This window comes from Nocardiopsis alba DSM 43377 (assembly GCF_000341225.1).
In the GTDB taxonomy this organism is placed as follows: domain Bacteria; phylum Actinomycetota; class Actinomycetes; order Streptosporangiales; family Streptosporangiaceae; genus Nocardiopsis; species Nocardiopsis alba.
Genome location: NZ_ANAC01000004.1, coordinates 1 through 15,254, shown reverse-complemented (window position 1 = coordinate 15,254; position 15,254 = coordinate 1). Strand labels below are relative to the sequence as shown.

General features: G+C 70.9%; 15 protein-coding genes. 10 read left to right on the top strand and 5 right to left on the bottom strand.

The features are described 5' to 3' along the window. Positions 1–146: 146 nt before the first annotated feature. The 7 genes from D451_RS0103540 to D451_RS0103510 all read left to right on the top strand — a co-directional run bounded on the left by D451_RS0103540 (position 147) and on the right by D451_RS0103510 (position 6,852). The gene (locus D451_RS0103540) at positions 147–1,658 is read left to right on the top strand and encodes an LCP family protein (protein WP_026124795.1); all 1,512 of its coding nucleotides are present in this window, start codon (positions 147–149) and stop codon (positions 1,656–1,658) included. A gap of 43 nt (positions 1,659–1,701) precedes the next feature. Beyond that, positions 1,702–2,403: a hypothetical protein gene (locus D451_RS0103535; protein WP_017533446.1), complete on the top strand. Its 702-nt coding sequence runs from the start codon at positions 1,702–1,704 to the stop codon at positions 2,401–2,403. Between the two features lie 256 nt (positions 2,404–2,659). After that, the gene (locus D451_RS0103530) at positions 2,660–3,991 is read left to right on the top strand and encodes a UDP-glucose dehydrogenase family protein (RefSeq protein ID WP_014913087.1); all 1,332 of its coding nucleotides are present in this window, start codon (positions 2,660–2,662) and stop codon (positions 3,989–3,991) included. Positions 3,992–4,132: 141 nt separating this feature from the next. Next, positions 4,133–4,867 (top strand): TNT domain-containing protein, encoded by a 735-nt coding sequence (locus tag D451_RS0103525; RefSeq protein WP_014912149.1) that lies wholly within the window; start codon positions 4,133–4,135, stop codon positions 4,865–4,867. A 194-nt stretch (positions 4,868–5,061) separates the two neighbouring features. Continuing rightward, a complete protein-coding gene (locus D451_RS0103520) occupies positions 5,062–5,244 on the top strand; it encodes a DUF397 domain-containing protein (protein WP_017533445.1) in 183 nt (60 codons plus the stop codon). A gap of 145 nt (positions 5,245–5,389) precedes the next feature. After that, a complete protein-coding gene (locus D451_RS0103515) occupies positions 5,390–6,127 on the top strand; it encodes a VOC family protein (protein WP_017533444.1) in 738 nt (245 codons plus the stop codon). A 161-nt stretch (positions 6,128–6,288) separates the two neighbouring features. Beyond that, positions 6,289–6,852: a DUF6939 family protein gene (locus D451_RS0103510; protein WP_017533443.1), complete on the top strand. Its 564-nt coding sequence runs from the start codon at positions 6,289–6,291 to the stop codon at positions 6,850–6,852. A 29-nt stretch (positions 6,853–6,881) separates the two neighbouring features. Here the strand turns inward: D451_RS0103510 and D451_RS0103505 are convergent, their stop codons facing one another. Beyond that, entirely contained in the window at positions 6,882–8,402 is a 1,521-nt protein-coding gene (locus D451_RS0103505) for an MFS transporter (protein WP_017533442.1), read from the bottom strand. 69 nt (positions 8,403–8,471) lie between these two features. Here D451_RS0103505 and D451_RS0103500 point away from each other — a divergent pair, with 69 nt between their 5' ends. Continuing rightward, positions 8,472–9,047 carry a TetR/AcrR family transcriptional regulator gene (locus D451_RS0103500; RefSeq protein ID WP_017533441.1) on the top strand — a complete coding sequence of 192 codons (576 nt, stop codon included), beginning with the start codon at positions 8,472–8,474 and terminating at the stop codon, positions 9,045–9,047. Positions 9,048–9,105: 58 nt separating this feature from the next. On the opposite strand, the gene purE is transcribed toward D451_RS0103500, so the two are convergent. Next, the gene (purE, locus tag D451_RS0103495; RefSeq protein WP_014911560.1) at positions 9,106–9,639 is read right to left on the bottom strand and encodes a 5-(carboxyamino)imidazole ribonucleotide mutase; all 534 of its coding nucleotides are present in this window, start codon (positions 9,637–9,639) and stop codon (positions 9,106–9,108) included. After that, positions 9,636–10,793 (bottom strand): 5-(carboxyamino)imidazole ribonucleotide synthase, encoded by a 1,158-nt coding sequence (locus D451_RS0103490; protein ID WP_036567734.1) that lies wholly within the window; start codon positions 10,791–10,793, stop codon positions 9,636–9,638. Before D451_RS0103490 ends, purE begins: the two co-directional genes overlap by 4 nt. 198 nt (positions 10,794–10,991) lie before the next feature. On the opposite strand from D451_RS0103490, the gene D451_RS0103485 reads away from it, so the two are divergent. Continuing rightward, a complete protein-coding gene (locus D451_RS0103485) occupies positions 10,992–11,471 on the top strand; it encodes a GtrA family protein (protein WP_017533439.1) in 480 nt (159 codons plus the stop codon). An 8-nt stretch (positions 11,472–11,479) separates the two neighbouring features. Here the strand turns inward: D451_RS0103485 and D451_RS0103480 are convergent, their stop codons facing one another. Continuing rightward, positions 11,480–12,535 (bottom strand): CPBP family intramembrane glutamic endopeptidase, encoded by a 1,056-nt coding sequence (locus D451_RS0103480; protein ID WP_017533438.1) that lies wholly within the window; start codon positions 12,533–12,535, stop codon positions 11,480–11,482. A 358-nt stretch (positions 12,536–12,893) separates the two neighbouring features. Between D451_RS0103480 and D451_RS0103475 the strand changes: the two genes are divergently transcribed. After that, positions 12,894–14,033: an Mrp/NBP35 family ATP-binding protein gene (locus D451_RS0103475; protein WP_014908528.1), complete on the top strand. Its 1,140-nt coding sequence runs from the start codon at positions 12,894–12,896 to the stop codon at positions 14,031–14,033. A gap of 79 nt (positions 14,034–14,112) precedes the next feature. On the opposite strand, the gene D451_RS0103470 is transcribed toward D451_RS0103475, so the two are convergent. Further along, positions 14,113–15,246: a S1C family serine protease gene (locus D451_RS0103470; protein WP_017533437.1), complete on the bottom strand. Its 1,134-nt coding sequence runs from the start codon at positions 15,244–15,246 to the stop codon at positions 14,113–14,115. Positions 15,247–15,254: the final 8 nt, after the last annotated feature.

Genomic DNA, 15,254 nt, shown 5'->3' with positions numbered 1-15,254 from the left:
ACGTTTTCGCCTTCCGACGCGTCCGACCTTGATGAGGACGCCGGGGAGCACAACACGCCGATGGTCGACATCCCGCGCCCTTCGGCGGATCGGGTGACAACCTTAGGTACCGAGGACACCGTGGAACGGGTGGGACGGGGATGCCGATGAGCGACGACGCCGGACGGCACGGACCAAAGGGCGAGTTCCGACGCGAAAGGTCCACGCCCCTACCCCCGGAGGAGCCGGGACGTTCCGCGCGTTCGGGGCGGATCACCGTACCCGGCGCCGGGGTCCGCCGTCGCCGCAACGGTCTGTTGCTGATGAGCGTACTGTCCGTACTGGTCCTGTTGGCCTCGGGCACCTCTTGGGCGATCACCGGATGGATGTCGGGGTCGATCAACCGCTTCGACGTGTTCGGCGGACTGAGCGACGGCGACCGTCCCGACGAGACCGGTGGGCTCACCTTCCTCGTCATCGGCTCCGACAGCCGCGACGAGATGAGCACCGAGGACCAGAACGCGCTCAGCGTCGGCTCCACCCCGGGGCAGCGCTCCGACTCCATGATGCTGGTGCGCCTCAACCACGAACGCGATCACCTCACCGTGGTGGGCCTCCCCCGCGACCTGTGGGTGGACATCCCCGGTGAGGGCGAGGACAAGATCAACGCCGCGTACGCCTACGGAGGGCCGGGGCTCGCGGTCCAGACCGTGGAATCGGTCACCGACGTGCGCGTCGACCACTACGTCGAGGTGGACTTCAACGGCTTCGTCGACGTGGTGGACGCCTTGGACGGCATCGAGGTGTGCCTGCCCGAGGCGATCCAGGACCCCAAGGCGCAGTTGGACATGGAGGCCGGAACGCACCAGGTCGACGGGGTCGAGGCGCTGGCCTTCGCCCGGACCCGGGCCACCGCCCGCGGCGACCTGGACCGGATCGACCGTCAGCAGCAGGTGCTCTCGGCCATGCTCGACAAGGCGATGAGCTCGCAGACCCTGTCCGATCCCGGGAAACTCACCGCCTTCCTCGACAGCTCCCTGTCCTCGGTGACCGTGGACGAGGGGCTGACCACCAGCGCCATCAACGACCTCGCCTATCAGATGCGCGACCTGGACCTGAAGGACGTCACCTTCGCCCAGGTGCCGATCTCGGACATGGACCACTGGACCCCGCGCGGCGACGTGGCCCTGCTGTGGGACGAACCCGCCGCCCGGGAGATGTTCGCCGCCATCAACGCCGACCGACCGTTGGAGGCCCCCGAGCCCGAGGCCGAGGACGACGGCGGGAAGGACGACGAGCCGGTCCCGGCCGACGTCGGCCTGCGGGTGTTCAACGGCACCGCCACCCCGGGTCTGGGCGCCCGGCTCGACGACAGCTTCACCACGGCCGGTTTCAACGTGACCGACCCGGCCGAGAACTGGACCGACCGGAGCGTGGAACGGACCGAGGTCAGGTACGGGCCCGGAGAGGAGGCGCTCGCCGAGTACGTCTCCGGCACGCTCCCCGGTTCGGAGACGGTCGAGGACGGGACCCTGGACGAGGGTCTCCAGGTGGTGATCGGGTTCGACTACACGACCTTCGAGGCGCCCACGGCCCCCACCGCTCAGGCCGGGGCCGAGCCGGAGGCCGCGCCGTCCGCCCCCGACACCACCACCGCTCGGGACAACATCTGCGCATAGCCTGGACAAGGGTCGTGGAAGGCCCTGGAGAGAAAGGGACAGAGTGCTCCGCCACCTGCTCGGCCTGCTCGCCGGCATCGCCTTGGCCCCCGTGTTGTGGGTGGGGCTCGCCTGGTCGTCCGAGACGTTCCCGCGGATCGTCGAGGGTGACGTGGGCTTCGCGACGGTCTCGTCCGTGGTGGTGCTGTGCCTCCTGGGAGGCCTGGGCGCCTATCTGGTGGCCTCGCGACGATCGCCGATGGTCGCGGCCTCCTCCGGGGTGCTGCTGAGCGCCCTGTGCCTGTGGCCGGTCCTCTCCCGGGAGAGCCTGGACTCCGCGCTGAGCTGGCTCAACGATGCCAGTTTCCTCTACCCGAACGGGACGGGGCTCGTCGTCGCCCTGCCCTTGGGCGTCCTGCTCGCCGGATCGGCCTTCCTGCCCACGCGGTGGCGCGCCGCCGACGACCTCGGCCCCCTGCCCGGCACCAGGGTGGTCGCCTCCGCCAACCGCGACCGGTACCGTCCCGCCCCGATGGAGGAGGCCGACGGGTCCGGCCCGGAGGTCTCCGACGGAGGCCCCTGGAACGACGGAGGCCCGGTCGGCGACACCGTCCCCGACGTCCCGCCGCCCGCCTCGCCCCGGCGCGGCCTCGACGACCCGAACAAGACCACGACCCCGTTCCGGCGCGGAGGGAGCGGGGCCGTGTGGACCCCGCTGGACGATGACTCCGAACACACCCGGATCCTCGACGACGACCGCCGTTGACCCGCCGTCCCCGGGCTTTACGGCTCCGCGGATCCCCCGTGCGGACGGCCTCCCACCCACCGGTAACCTGTGCGCCTGACTGTTCACGTGTTGTTGGGTCGGGCGCCACGCCCTTGAGCGTAGGGTGATGCACCGTCCCTCTTGGGCACCCCCATCGGCCGTACCATGTCCGTTTTCTGCCCTCGTGCGGGATGTCAGCCGTCATGAGCGGGAAGACTCAGTACGAGGCGCGTGCGGAAGCGAGGAAGGAACACCAGTGGTCGAAGCGGAAAGCAGGCGGGTCACCGTCATCGGGACCGGCTATCTCGGCGCCACCACCGCCGCCTGTCTGGCCGAAATGGGTTTCGAGGTCCTGGGACTGGACGTCGACGAGGCCAAGATCGAAACGCTCCGCTCCGGTCGCGTCCCCTTCTACGAACCTGGTCTCGACGAGCTCCTGACCTCCGGGCTGGAGGCCGGTCGACTCCGATTCACCACCAGCTTCGCCGAGGCCGCCGAGTTCGCCGACCTCCACCTGATCTGCGTCGGCACCCCCCAGCGCGACGAGAGCGGCGCCGCCGACCTCAAGTACGTCAACGCGGCCGTGGAGTCCCTCGCCCCGCACCTGACCCGACCGGCCGTGGTCGTGGGCCGCTCCACCGTCCCGGTGGGCACCGCCGCGACCCTGGCCGCGCGCCTGAGCGCCCTCGCCCCGGTCGGCGAGGAGGCCGAGCTGGGCTGGAGCCCCGAGTTCCTCCGTGAGGGCTTCGGGGTGGAGGACACCCTGCGCCCCAACCGCATCGTGATCGGCACCGACTCCCCCCGGGTGGAGAAGGCCGTCCGCGCCCTGTGGCAGCGACAGGTCGACGCCGGAACCCCGTTCCTGGTCACCGACCTCCAGACCGCCGAACTGGTCAAGGTCTCCGCCAACGCGTTCCTGGCCACGAAGATCTCCTTCATCAACGCGATGGCCGAGGTCTCCGAGGTGGCCGGTGCCGACGTGATCCAGCTCGCCGAGGCCCTGTCCTACGACGACCGGATCGGCGGCAAGTTCCTCGGCCCCGGGCTCGGCTTCGGCGGCGGCTGCCTCCCCAAGGACATCCGCGCCTTCATGGCCCGCGCCGACGAGCTGGGCGTGGAGCCCGCCCTGTCGTTCCTGCGCGAGGTGGACGCGATCAACCAGCGTCGCCGGGCCCGCACCATCGACATCGCCCGCCAGCTGATCGGCGGCAACTTCGCCGGCCGCACCGTGACGGTGCTGGGCGCGGCGTTCAAACCCAACTCCGACGACATCCGGGACTCGCCCGCCCTGGACGTGGCCTCGACCATCGCCTCCTTGGGCGCCCGGGTGACCGTGTACGACCCGCAGGCCCTGGAGCGGGCCCGGGAGGCACACCCGGAGCTCAACTACGCCGACTCCATGCTGGAGGCCGCCCGCGACGCGGACGTGGTCCTGCTGCTCACCGAGTGGACCGAGTTCCGCGAGGCCAACCCCGAGGAGCTGGCCGAGGTCGTCGCCCAGAAGCGGATCGTCGACGGCCGCAACGCGCTGGACCCGACGTACTGGCGCGCCTCCGGCTGGACCTACCGGGCCCTGGGCCGCCAGTAGGCACCACCGCCGTTCGAGCCGAAGGAACGGCCGCTCCCGTACGGGGGCGGCCGTTTCCCATGTTCAGAGCCTCGCACCATGGTTGACTTCTCTCTGTAGTTCTCGCGGAACACACCGTGTTCAAGGATCGAACGGAGACCGATGCCGACCTTCCGCGCGGCGGCCCTCACCGCCCTGGCCCTGATCTCGAGCGCCTCCCCCGTCCTGGCCGCGGAGGCCGTCCCCTCCCCGCCCCTCGCACCCGTCACGCCCCTGGTGCCCGAGGCCGGATGCCCCGCTCTGGACCCGCCGCCCACCGAGGAGGACCGGGACCGCTACCTGTGCGGCGACCGACGCCTGGGGCCGAGGGAACTGCCCGCCGACGGGCCGGTCGGCGAACTGGTCGAGGGATACGACCGGCTCGGCGGCCTGACCCCCGTCGAGTTCCTGGACCGCTGGGCCACCGAGGACGGCTGGGACTACCCCGAGCACGACGGCTTCGTGGTGGAGGACGGCAAACCCGTCCAGGAACTGCGGAAACTGCCGGAGGGGTGGATGCTGGACCGCTTCGGCTCCCCGTGGGGGACCTTCCTCGCGCCGGCCGGAGCCTCCTACGCCGAGCGGGCGCTGCCCCCGGACTCGCTCAACACCTGGCCGGACGGACCCGAGCACAACTACAACTGCTACGAGGTCGTCCGCCCCGTCACCGCGCTGGTGGGGCCGATCGCGCCGCACTTCGAGCAGCCCGGCGGCGGAGAACAGCTCCTCGTCCCCGCCGAGCAGGTCCCCGAGGCCGGCGGAGAGGGCTACGTGCCCGTCAACGACCTGCTGGAGTGGCGCTACCTGGAGCAGCGGTCCACTTCGGAGTGCCTCTTCCCCGAGGAGTTCGCCGCCTAGAGGGTTCGCGGGGAGGACTCCAGCGCACCGGGGTCCTCACCCCGCGCCGCCCGGTGGATGACACGTTCCTCCGCAGGCGGGCCCGGAGCCGGCCGAGGGGCCGTGCGGGCCTTGTGACGGAATCCCTGACACCGGAGGGCCGGGGGTGGGATCCTTGTCGGAGAGGTCGAGAAGCATCCCCCAGGAGGCACGTCATGGCCGAGCACCCGTCCCTCGTCTTCCACAAGTCCTCGTACAGCACCACCCGGCAGGAGTGCGTCGAGGTCGCCGAGTTCCCCGCGGGCGCCGCCGTCCGCGACAGTGAGCGTCCGGTCGCGGGGCACCTCGTCTTCCCCGCCCACGAGTGGGCCGCCCTTCTGGTCGTCGTCACGCGGTGACGACCGGATCCGGCCACGAAAACCCATTGCGACGTCTGAGTCCCCCTGCCACTGTCGACCCGCACGCACCACGCTCATCGTCACGCGGTGACGAACGGATCCTCTTCGGACGCCTTCGGGCCCGGACGATCCTCGAAAGGACGGCATGACCCTCCGCTTCGTACAGGTCAACATCAAGGCCCTGGACGCGCCACGACTCGGACGTTTCTGGGCCGAGGCCGTCGGCTGGGAGTTCGACGACAGCAACCCCGGGGAGATCAACCTCGAACCGGCGGGCTTCGACTACCCGAACCCGAGCGACCTCGTCATCGACCTCGTGCCCGTCGAGGACCCGAAGACGGTCAAGAACCGCGTCCACATCGACCTGACCTCGCGTTCCCCGGAGCACCAGGCGGAGACGGTGCGGCGGCTGAAGGCGCTCGGCGCCACACCGGTCGACATCGGCCAGGGTGACAGCTCGTGGGTCGTCCTCGCCGACCCCGAGGGCAACGAGTTCTGCGTCCTCGCTCCAGACGACCGCCACGAGGGCACCGGGCCGATCGGCGCGATCGCGGTGGACTGCCGCGACCCCGAGGCGATGGCCCGGTTCTGGGGCGAGGCCACCGACTGGACGGTGCACGAGGCCAACGGCGACTACGCGGTCATGCGCTCCGCCACAGGCATCGGCCCCTACGTGGAGTTCTTCCGGGTCCCGGAGGAGAAGACCGTGGTGAACCGCGTCCACCTCGACCTGCGCCCCTACGCGGGCGGCGACCGGGAGAAGGAGGCCGACCGGCTCTGCGAGCTGGGCGCGACGCGCGTGAACGTCGGCCAGGAGGACGTGCCGTGGACGGTCATGGCCGACCCCGAGGGCAACGAGTTCTGCATCCTCACGCCGAAGTAGGCGGGGAACCCGCACGACGACGGCGAGGCGCTCCCTCAGGGGCGCCTCGTCTCGTTCCACGCGAAGACATCGCGGTGTCTCCGATCGAGGTCGATTCGAGGGGATATGTCGGTGCCACGGGGGATACTCGGAGCCCGTGCCGCCGAGACGGAAGGCCCCCCATGACCGTTCACGTCGCCTCCCGCCGCCGCTCGCCCGCCTCGCTCGCGGCCGCGTTCCCGGGGGCGGAGATCATCGACACGACCTCCAGGGCTCCGGAACCGTGGGTGCGGCTGAGCCCGTTCTTCCCGCACGGCGGGATCCCGATCCCCTTCGAAGAGGACCTGACCGGTGCCTCCGTGGAGGGGATCTGGCAGGGCCTCAAGGTCTTCGAGGGCTCGGACGTCGATCCGTCCAGGTTCGACGTGACGACGATGAGGGGGCTGAAGCGGACGGTGCGCCGGTACGGGCCCGTCCTGGGGCACCGCGCCGGTCCACGTGGAGATCGACTGCTCCCCTACGAGGCGGCGCGGCGCCTGATCTACCTGCCCGTCTACCGGTGGGTCCTCGAACACCGGGTCGCCGACCTGGTGGAGCGGCTGCGCGCGAAGGAGGAGGTCGTGCTCCTGGACCACACCACCAACGGCGACGTCTCCGATCCTTCCAGCCCGCTCTCCCACGCCGCGCTCGTCCGGTCGTACGTCGAGGACGCGTGGCCGGAGGAGCGCGAGCCGACGTCCCCGTGAACTCCCCCTTCGAGGCGGGGAGCTCGGGGTCAGGCGTCGATCCGCTCGGGGGCCTCGGTTCCGGCGGGCAGGCGCCGCAGGGCGACCAGGGCCACGAGGGACAACGCTCCCAGGAGGGCGACGCAGGCCAGCGCGGCGGTGTTCACCCCGTGGGTGAAGGCGGCGAAGGCTCCCTCCAGGAGACGCTCGGCCTCCGCGGCCGGTAGCCCGGGCGCCGTGTCCACGGCCCCGGTGACGGTCTCCCCCGCCGGCCCGTCGACCCCCGCCATCCCGTTCCGGTAGGCGGTGAGGGAGATCGTGCCGAGGGCGGCGACGCCCAACGCCGCCCCGAGCTCGGTACCGGTCTCCGAGATACCGGCGGCGGCCCCGGAACGTTCCGGTGGCGCGGTGGCCAGCACGAGGGCGTTGGCCAGGGCGCCCACCATTCCAGCGCCGAGGGTGATCAGCGTGTATCCGCCGACGAAGATCGGCAGAGCCGTGTCCGGCCGGACCAGGGCGATCACGGCGAACCCTCCCGCGCCCAGGGCCAGGCCGGCCGCCATGATCGGCGCGGGCCGGACCCGTGAGGAGAGCGCTCCGGAGACGGTCGCCCCCAGAACGGTGCCGAAGAAGGTCGGCAGCGCCCACAGGGCCGCGTGCAGCGGGCCGAGCCCGTGCACGCTCTGGAGGAACGTGAAGGTCAGCAGCCCCATGCCGGCGGCGGCGAAGGAGACGACCGCGTTGCCCGTGACGGCGGCCCCGAAGGCGGGGCGGGCGAACAGCGACAGGTCGATGAGCGGATGTTCGACACGGCGCTGTCTCCTGACGAACAGGGTCAGGAGGAGCAGCCCGAGCGCGAGCGCCCCGATCGCTCGGGGGTCGGCCCCGTACTGGACGAGGCGTTTGACGGCGTGGACCAGGCCGAGGATCGCCATGAGGGACAGCAGCGCCCCGGGCAGGTCGAATCGGGCTCCGGCGGGGTCGCGCGATTCGGGGACGAGGAAGGGGCCGGCCAAGAGCAGCAGGGCCATGAAGGGCAGGTTGATCAGGAAGACCGAGCCCCAGGGAAGGAACTCCAGCAGCGCGCCACCGATGATCGGTCCGGCGACGGCCCCTCCGGTGAAGGCCACGGTCCAGGCTCCGACGGCGGCGGCCCGCTGTCGGGCGTCGGTGAACATCGCCCGGATCAGGGAGAGCGTGGAGGGCGCCAGGGTCGCCCCGGCCAGTCCGAGCAGGGCCCGCCCGACGATGAAGAGCCCGCTGGAGGGGGCGAGGGCGAGCAGGGCCGAGGCGAGCCCGAACAGCAGGGCACCGGTGAGCAGTAGCCGGCGCCGGCCGATCCTGTCCCCGAGGGCGCCCATGGTGACCAGGAGTCCGGCCAGGACGAAGCCGTAGACGTCCATCATCCACAGCCACTGGGCGGCGGTGGGTTCGAGGTCGCGGGCGATGGCGGGGGCCGCGACGAAGAGCACCGACAGGTCCATGGAGACCAGCAGTGCCGGGATGAGCAGAAGGAGCAGCCCGATCCGGGTGCGGACGGGCGCTCGTGGGGGTCCGGTGGTCGTGTTCATGGATTTTATCGTACGTACGTCAAAATCCACCGTCAATATGTACGTACGTCAAAATGTTAGGGTGGGCGCATGAGCCAACGTGAGGACCTGCTGGCCGGCGCCAAGAGGTGCCTGGCCGAGAAGGGCTACGGCAAGACCACCGCACGCGACATCGCGGCCGCTTCGGGAGCCCACCTGGCGTCCATCGGCTACCACTTCGGTTCCAAGGACCGACTGATGAACACCGCGGTGCTGGAGGCCACGAGCGAGTGGGGCGACGTGCTCACCCGACTCGTCCGGGAGTCCTCCTCCGCGGCCGCCCCCGAGGAACGGATCAGGGCCGTGCTCACCTCGCTGTTCGAGGCCGTCCCCGCCCACCGGGACCTCATGGTCTCCAGCGTCCAGGCCTTCGCCCAGGTCCAGTTCGACGACGAGATGCGCGCCGCCCTGGCCGACGGGATCGAAGGGGCCCGCGAAGAGCTCGCCGCCCTGCTCCTGGGGGTCGCGCCGGAGGAGCTCGACGCCGACACCGTGGCGGGCCTGGGCTCCATGCTCTACAACATCGTCACCGGCTACGTACTCCAGTACCTGGTCTCCCCCGAGCACATGCCCACCGTGGACCAGGCGGTGGCCGGGATCCGCGCCCTCCTGCCCCCGACCCCCTGACCCGGGACGGGGGAAGGCCCCGGCGTCCCTCGTGGACGCCGGGGCCTTCTCCTGGCCCTCAGAAGCCGAAGCCGGTGGGCTTGTCGCCCTCCGAGACCTCGCGACGCAGCCGCTCGCCCTTGGCGTGCGCCTGGGACTTGAGCTTCTCCTGGAAGCGGGACATCCTCTCGGCCAGCTCCGGGTCGTGGGCGGCCAGCTGGCGCACCGCGAGCAGGCCGGCGTTGCGGGCCGCGCCCACCGCCACCGTGGCCACCGGGACCCCGGCGGGCATCTGCACGATCGACAGCAGCGAGTCCATCCCGTCCAGGTACTTCAGCGGCACCGGGACGCCGATCACCGGGAGCGTGGTCACCGAGGCGAGCATGCCGGGCAGGTGGGCGGCGCCTCCGGCCCCGGCGATGATCGCCTTCAGGCCCCTACCGGCGGCCTCGGAGCCGTAGGCGATCATCTCGTGCGGCATGCGGTGCGCCGAGACCACGTCCGCCTCGAAGGGCACGTCGAACTCGCGCAGGGCCTCGGCGGCCTCGCGCATCACCGGCCAGTCCGAGTCCGACCCCATCACGATGCCCACCACGGGGCTGTTCTCGGTCACTTGTGGTCTCCTCGCAGATAGTCGGCGGCGTCGCGGGCGCGCGCCAGCAGGTCCTGGTGGTCGTCGCCCATCACGGTGACATGCCCGATCTTGCGGCCGGGACGCACTTCCTTGCCGTAGAAGTGCACCTTGACCTCGGGGTCCTTGGCCATGACGTGCAGGTAGCGGCGGTAGACCTCGGGGTCGTCGCCGCCCAGCAGGTTGGCCATGACGGTGAAGGGGGCGTTGAGGCGGGGGGAGCCCAACGGCAGATCGAGCACGGCGCGCAGGTGCTGCTCGAACTGGGAGGTACGGGCGCCCTCGATGCTCCAGTGCCCGGAGTTGTGCGGACGCATGGCCAGTTCGTTGACGACCACCCCGTCGGCGGTCTCGAACAGCTCCACGGCGAGCATCCCGGTGACGCCGAGCGCGTGCGCGATCTCGATGGCCAGCCGCTGGGCGCGGGTGGCCTTCTCCTCGTCCAGACCGGGGGCCGGCGCGATCACCTCGTGGCAGATCCCGCCGCGCTGCACGGTCTCGACGACCGGATAGACCGCCACCTGGCCGTAGGGGGACCGGGCGACCTGCACGGCGAGTTCGCGGGTGAACTCGACCTTCTCCTCCACCAGCAGCGGCACGTCCTCGGCGGCGGCGCGTTCCACGACCTCGCGGGCCTCGTCGACGTCGGCGACGACCCACACACCCTTGCCGTCGTAACCGCCGCGCGCGGCCTTGAGCACGACCGGCCAGCCGGCCTCCTCGGCGAAGGCGGTGACGTGTTCGAGGGTGGTCACGGCACGCCAGAGCGGGGAGGGCGCGCCCAGTTCCGCCATACGCGTCCGCATGCGGAGCTTGTCCTGGGCGAAGCGCAGGGCGTCGCGGCCCGGACGCAGCAGCCCACCGGCCTCCTCCACGGCGCGCAGGACGGGTTCGGGCACGTGCTCGTGGTCGAAGGTGACCACGTCGTTGGCCTTGGCGAAGGCCAGGACGTCGTCGAGCCCGCGGTCGTCACCCAGGGTGACGTCACCGCAGACCAGGGCCGCGCTGTCGTTCGGACGGGCCGCCAGGACGGAGAAGTCCACCCCCAGGGCGATGCCCGCCTGGTGGGTCATTCGGGAGAGTTGACCTCCACCGACCATTCCCACGCGGGGGACGATGCGGTTACGCTCGCTCACAGTTCCTCAACTCAATGCTCGTGAACCGCGGATGCGGGACGGTCCCGCCCCTGGCGGAACCTGGCCGTTCCGGCTCGGAACCCGCGGCCGGGGTGTTCCTCGTAGCCCCGGTTAGAGAGTCTAGGACCCTCGGTCGGACCCACCGAGGGCCGCTCCCCGCCCACCCTCACGCTCCCCCAAGGACTGGAGGCGCAGGTCGTGCGCGAGTTCCTCGCCCGGCATCCCCGCATCGCCGCGTTGGCGGCCGAGGTCGGCAAGTTCGGCTCCGTCGGCGCCATCGCCTACGTGGTGCAGGTGGCGATCACCAACCTGGCCTGGAGCGTCACCGACCTGTCGCTCATCGCGGGTCAGGTGATCGGCACCACCTGCGCGATCGCGGTCGCGTTCGTCGGGAACCGGTTCTGGACCTTCCGTGACCGTCCCGGAACGGGGCTGGGTCGAGAGACCCTCCTCTTCCTGCTCATGAACGGCGTGGGCATGCTCATCCAGGTGGGCTGTCTGAGCTTCGCCGTGCACGTGCTGGGGCTGGACGGGCCCGTGGCGACCAACATCGCCGGCAACGTCGTGGGCGTGGGGCTGGGAACGCTGTTCCGCTTCTTCGCCTACCGGACGTGGGTGTTCCCCCGACGGGCCGAGGACCCCGAGCCGACCGAGGCCCCCGAGAGCCGGGTGCCCTGAGACGGGGCTCAGGCGTGGACGGCGCTCCGGGTCGCGGGTCCGAAGCGGCGCAGGCACCACAGGACGACGGTGACGTACAGACCCACCTGGGCGACGGTGAGGAGCAGTGTCAGCGGGGTGTCGGCCCCCACCGGCAGTCCCGCGCCGATGACCACCCCGGTGCCCACTTCGGACAGGCGTCCCTCCAGCGCGCAGCGGGTGAACTGGAAGAGGCTGTTGACCACGTGCAGCCCGATGGCGGCCTCCAGGCCGCCGGTGCGCAGTGTGAGCCAGGACATGGCCGCGCCGAACACCACGAGGGAGGCCGTGGTCCACACGTGTCCCGGGTGGGTGGAGGCGTACAACGCGGCGAACAGGGTGCCACCGGCCAGGATCGCCGGCCATGGGGACCGCATCACCCTGGAGAAGGCGCCCTCGCCGTGTTCGGAGCCCAGCGACCCGACGAGCTGCATCACCAGCCCGCGCATCGTGAGCTCCTCGGCCGCCGATTGGAGCGGTACGAGGAGGACGATCACGGTGAGCGCCGCGAGCAGGACCTGGATCCCGGCTCGGGTGCCGGCCGAGGTGGCCTCGACCGCCGCGTCGTCGGCGGAGTGGAACGGGAGCATCGGCACCAGGGCCGCGCACGTTCCGGCGAGCATGAGGGCGACCAGCAGGCACACGCCCATCCATCGCCAGCGGACACGCCCGTCCACGGAGATCAGGGAGCCGGCGCTGCGCCACTGCACCACGCGGGCTATGAAGAGCGCGAGTGGGATGAGCAGGGCCATCGACGACAGTCCGAAGGCGAGCCCGGCGATCTCACCGACACGGGCCGAGTCCGGTGCCAGCCCGCCGCCGCCGAGGATCGCGACGATGGTCATCACGACGACGACGCCGATCCACAGGAAGGACAGCAGGACCGCGAAGACGAGGATCGCCAGTGGCGGGATCCACCATCGGAACAGTGGCGTACGGGCCAGCCTGTGATAGGACTCACCCTCGGGGATCTCCGCGCGGGCAAAACGGCTCCGCCGTACCGGCCGGGGAGGTGGCCAGGCCCACACCGACGGTGCGGGGGTCAACGCCGGGTGGCCGCCCGGCGGTGTCCTTCGCTCACCCCCGGGCGGCCAGGCCCAGGTCTGCTCCCGAGGCTGTTCCTCCGCACCACGAGCCCGCCCATCCGGCCCCTCGGGCGCGGTGGGCCAGGACGAACCAGGCGGTGGCGGCACATTTCCCATCGTGCGGCCGAGGCTACTATCCGGGCATGTATCGCCTGCGTTAAGGCCACGCCGTTATCGGCCGGTCACGTTGTGGAGCCGGGTGTGGGGAAAGACGGCGACCGGGCCGGAATAGCGACGAACCGCCCTTCCGTTGGAAGGGGTGGACCTGGGGTGACACCACAGGCCTCGTACCCCGTCCCGCTGACCTACGATTGAGTACATGTCCTCCACACCAACCACCGAGCAGGTAAACAAAGCCCTGGCCACGGTGCAAGACCCGGAGATCCGCCGCCCCATCACCGACCTCGGCATGGTCAAGAGCGTCGACATCGCCGACGACGGTGCCGTGCACGTGGGTATCTACCTCACGGTCGCGGGCTGCCCGATGAAGGGGCGTATCGAAAAGGACGTGACGGCCGCGGTGACCGAGGTCGCCGGCGTCACCTCCGTCAAGGTCGAACTCGACGTGATGAGCGACGAGCAGCGCAAGGAGCTCCAGACCAAGCTCCGCGGCGGTCAGGCGGAGAAGGAGATCCCCTTCGCCAAGCCGAGCTCGCTCACCAAGGTCTACGCCGTCGCCTCGGGCAAGGGTGGTGTCGGCAAGTCGTCGGTGACCGTCAACCTCGCCGCGGCGCTGGCCGCCCAAGGGCACAAGGTCGGTGTCGTCGACGCCGACATCTACGGTCACTCGGTGCCGCGCATGCTGGGCGCGTCGGACTTCCCGACCAAGGTCGAGGACATGATCCTGCCGCCCACCGCGCACGACATCAAGGTCATCTCGGTGGGGATGTTCACCCAGGGCAACCAGCCGGTGGTGTGGCGCGGCCCGATGCTGCACCGCGCCCTCCAGCAGTTCCTCTCGGACGTCTTCTGGGGCGACCTGGACGTCCTGCTGATGGACCTGCCCCCCGGCACGGGTGACATCGCCATCTCCGTGGCGCAGCTGCTGCCCGGGGCCGAGCTCCTGGTGGTCACCACGCCGCAGCAGGCCGCCGCCGAGGTCGCCGAGCGCGCGGGCGCCATCACCGCCCAGACGCACCAGCGCATCGCCGGTGTCATCGAGAACATGTCGTACTACAAGCCGGACGCGGGCGCCGAGCCCGTCTACCTGTTCGGCCAGGGCGGTGGCCGCCAGGTCGCCGACACCCTGACCAAGACCCTCGGCGCGGAGATCCCGCTGCTGGGCCAGGTGCCGCTGGACACCCGCCTTCGCGAAGGCGGTGACGAGGGCGAGCCCCTGGTCCTGAGCACGCCGGACGCCGAGGCCTCCAAGGTGATCACCGAGATCGCCGAGAAGCTGGTCAGCAAGCCGCGCGGTCTGGCGGGGATGCAGCTCGGCATCTCCCCCGCCGGTCGCTGAGGCCGGCCTCCGGGTCGATCGGAAGACGCGAACGGCCCCGAACCGTCCGGTTCGGGGCCGTCGTCGTGTCCGAGGAGGGTCAGTCCTCGGAGCCCAGCGTCACGGTGACGGTGGTGCGGTCACCGTCGCGCTCGTAGTCCAGCTCGACCTCTTCGCCGGGGTTCTTGTCGCGGACCATCGCCTGGAGCTCGCCGTGGGAGTTGACCCGACGGCCGTCGAAGGAGACGATCACGTCCCCCGGTTCCAGACCGGCCTCGTCGGCGGGGCCGCCGCGTTCGATGGCGTCGTCCTCGTCGGAGATCACCGCTCCCACGACCGGGCTCTCCTGGTCGTAGGTGACGCCGAGGTCGGCGTAGGCGGTCTCTCCGTGGTCGATCATCCGGCCGATGACGCTCTCCGCCTCGGTCGAGGGGATCGCGAAGCCCAGACCGATGCTGCCGGTGGGCTGCTCTCCGAAGGCTCCACCTCCCATGCTGTAGATCATCGAGTTGACCCCGATGACCCGCCCCTGCATGTCGACCAGCGGCCCACCCGAGTTGCCGGGGTTGATCGCCGCGTCCGTCTGGATCGCGAAGAACTGGGTGTCCCCCTCGTCCGGGCTGACCGGACGGTCCAGGGCGCTGATGATGCCCTGGGTGACGGTCCCGGCCAGACCCAGCGGAGCCCCGATCGCGATGACCTCGTCACCGACGATCGCCTCGTCCGAGTTCCCGAACTCCAGAGGTTCCACGTCACTGGGGTCGTCCAGTTCCAGGACGGCCAGGTCGGAGCTGGGGTCGGAGCCCACCACCTCGGCCCCGGTGCTGCTGCCGTCGCTGTAGTCGATCACGATCCCGTCGTCCTCCAGCACGGAGGAGACGTGGTCGTTGGTCACCACGTAGTCGCCTTCGATGACGAACCCCGAGCCTCCGCCGCCCACACGCGGGTCCGCGCTGCGCAGGGAGACCACGCTGGGGCTGACCCGCTGGGCCACGCCCGCGACGGTGTCCGGTGCCCGTTCGGGGGCTTCGGGCGGGGGCTCGTTCATGACCGGCCCGTCCTGGTCGGAGTCGGTCGCGCCTCCGTCCGCCGAGGAGAGCATCGTTCCGGCGACACCGCCCGCGCCACCCGCCAGGACGGCCACCAGGAGCGCGCCGGTGAGCGCCGCCCACACCGGCACCCCGCGTCGGCGGCGTTCGGGGGGCGTGCCGGGGGGTGCGGCGCCGTGTTCCATCGGCGGGA

Bases quoted from the DNA above. Each gene is read 5' to 3' on its own strand.
- D451_RS0103540 (WP_026124795.1), top strand. From the start codon at position 147: ATGAGCGACGACGCCGGACGGCACGGACCAAAGGGCGAGTTCCGACGC.
- D451_RS0103525 (WP_014912149.1), top strand. From the start codon at position 4,133: ATGCCGACCTTCCGCGCGGCGGCCCTCACCGCCCTGGCCCTGATCTCG.
- D451_RS0103520 (WP_017533445.1), top strand. From the start codon at position 5,062: ATGGCCGAGCACCCGTCCCTCGTCTTCCACAAGTCCTCGTACAGCACC.
- D451_RS0103515 (WP_017533444.1), top strand. From the start codon at position 5,390: ATGACCCTCCGCTTCGTACAGGTCAACATCAAGGCCCTGGACGCGCCA.
- D451_RS0103510 (WP_017533443.1), top strand. From the start codon at position 6,289: ATGACCGTTCACGTCGCCTCCCGCCGCCGCTCGCCCGCCTCGCTCGCG.
- D451_RS0103505 (WP_017533442.1), bottom strand. From the start codon at position 8,402: ATGAACACGACCACCGGACCCCCACGAGCGCCCGTCCGCACCCGGATC.
- D451_RS0103500 (WP_017533441.1), top strand. From the start codon at position 8,472: ATGAGCCAACGTGAGGACCTGCTGGCCGGCGCCAAGAGGTGCCTGGCC.
- D451_RS0103475 (WP_014908528.1), top strand. From the start codon at position 12,894: ATGTCCTCCACACCAACCACCGAGCAGGTAAACAAAGCCCTGGCCACG.
- D451_RS0103470 (WP_017533437.1), bottom strand. From the start codon at position 15,246: ATGGAACACGGCGCCGCACCCCCCGGCACGCCCCCCGAACGCCGCCGA.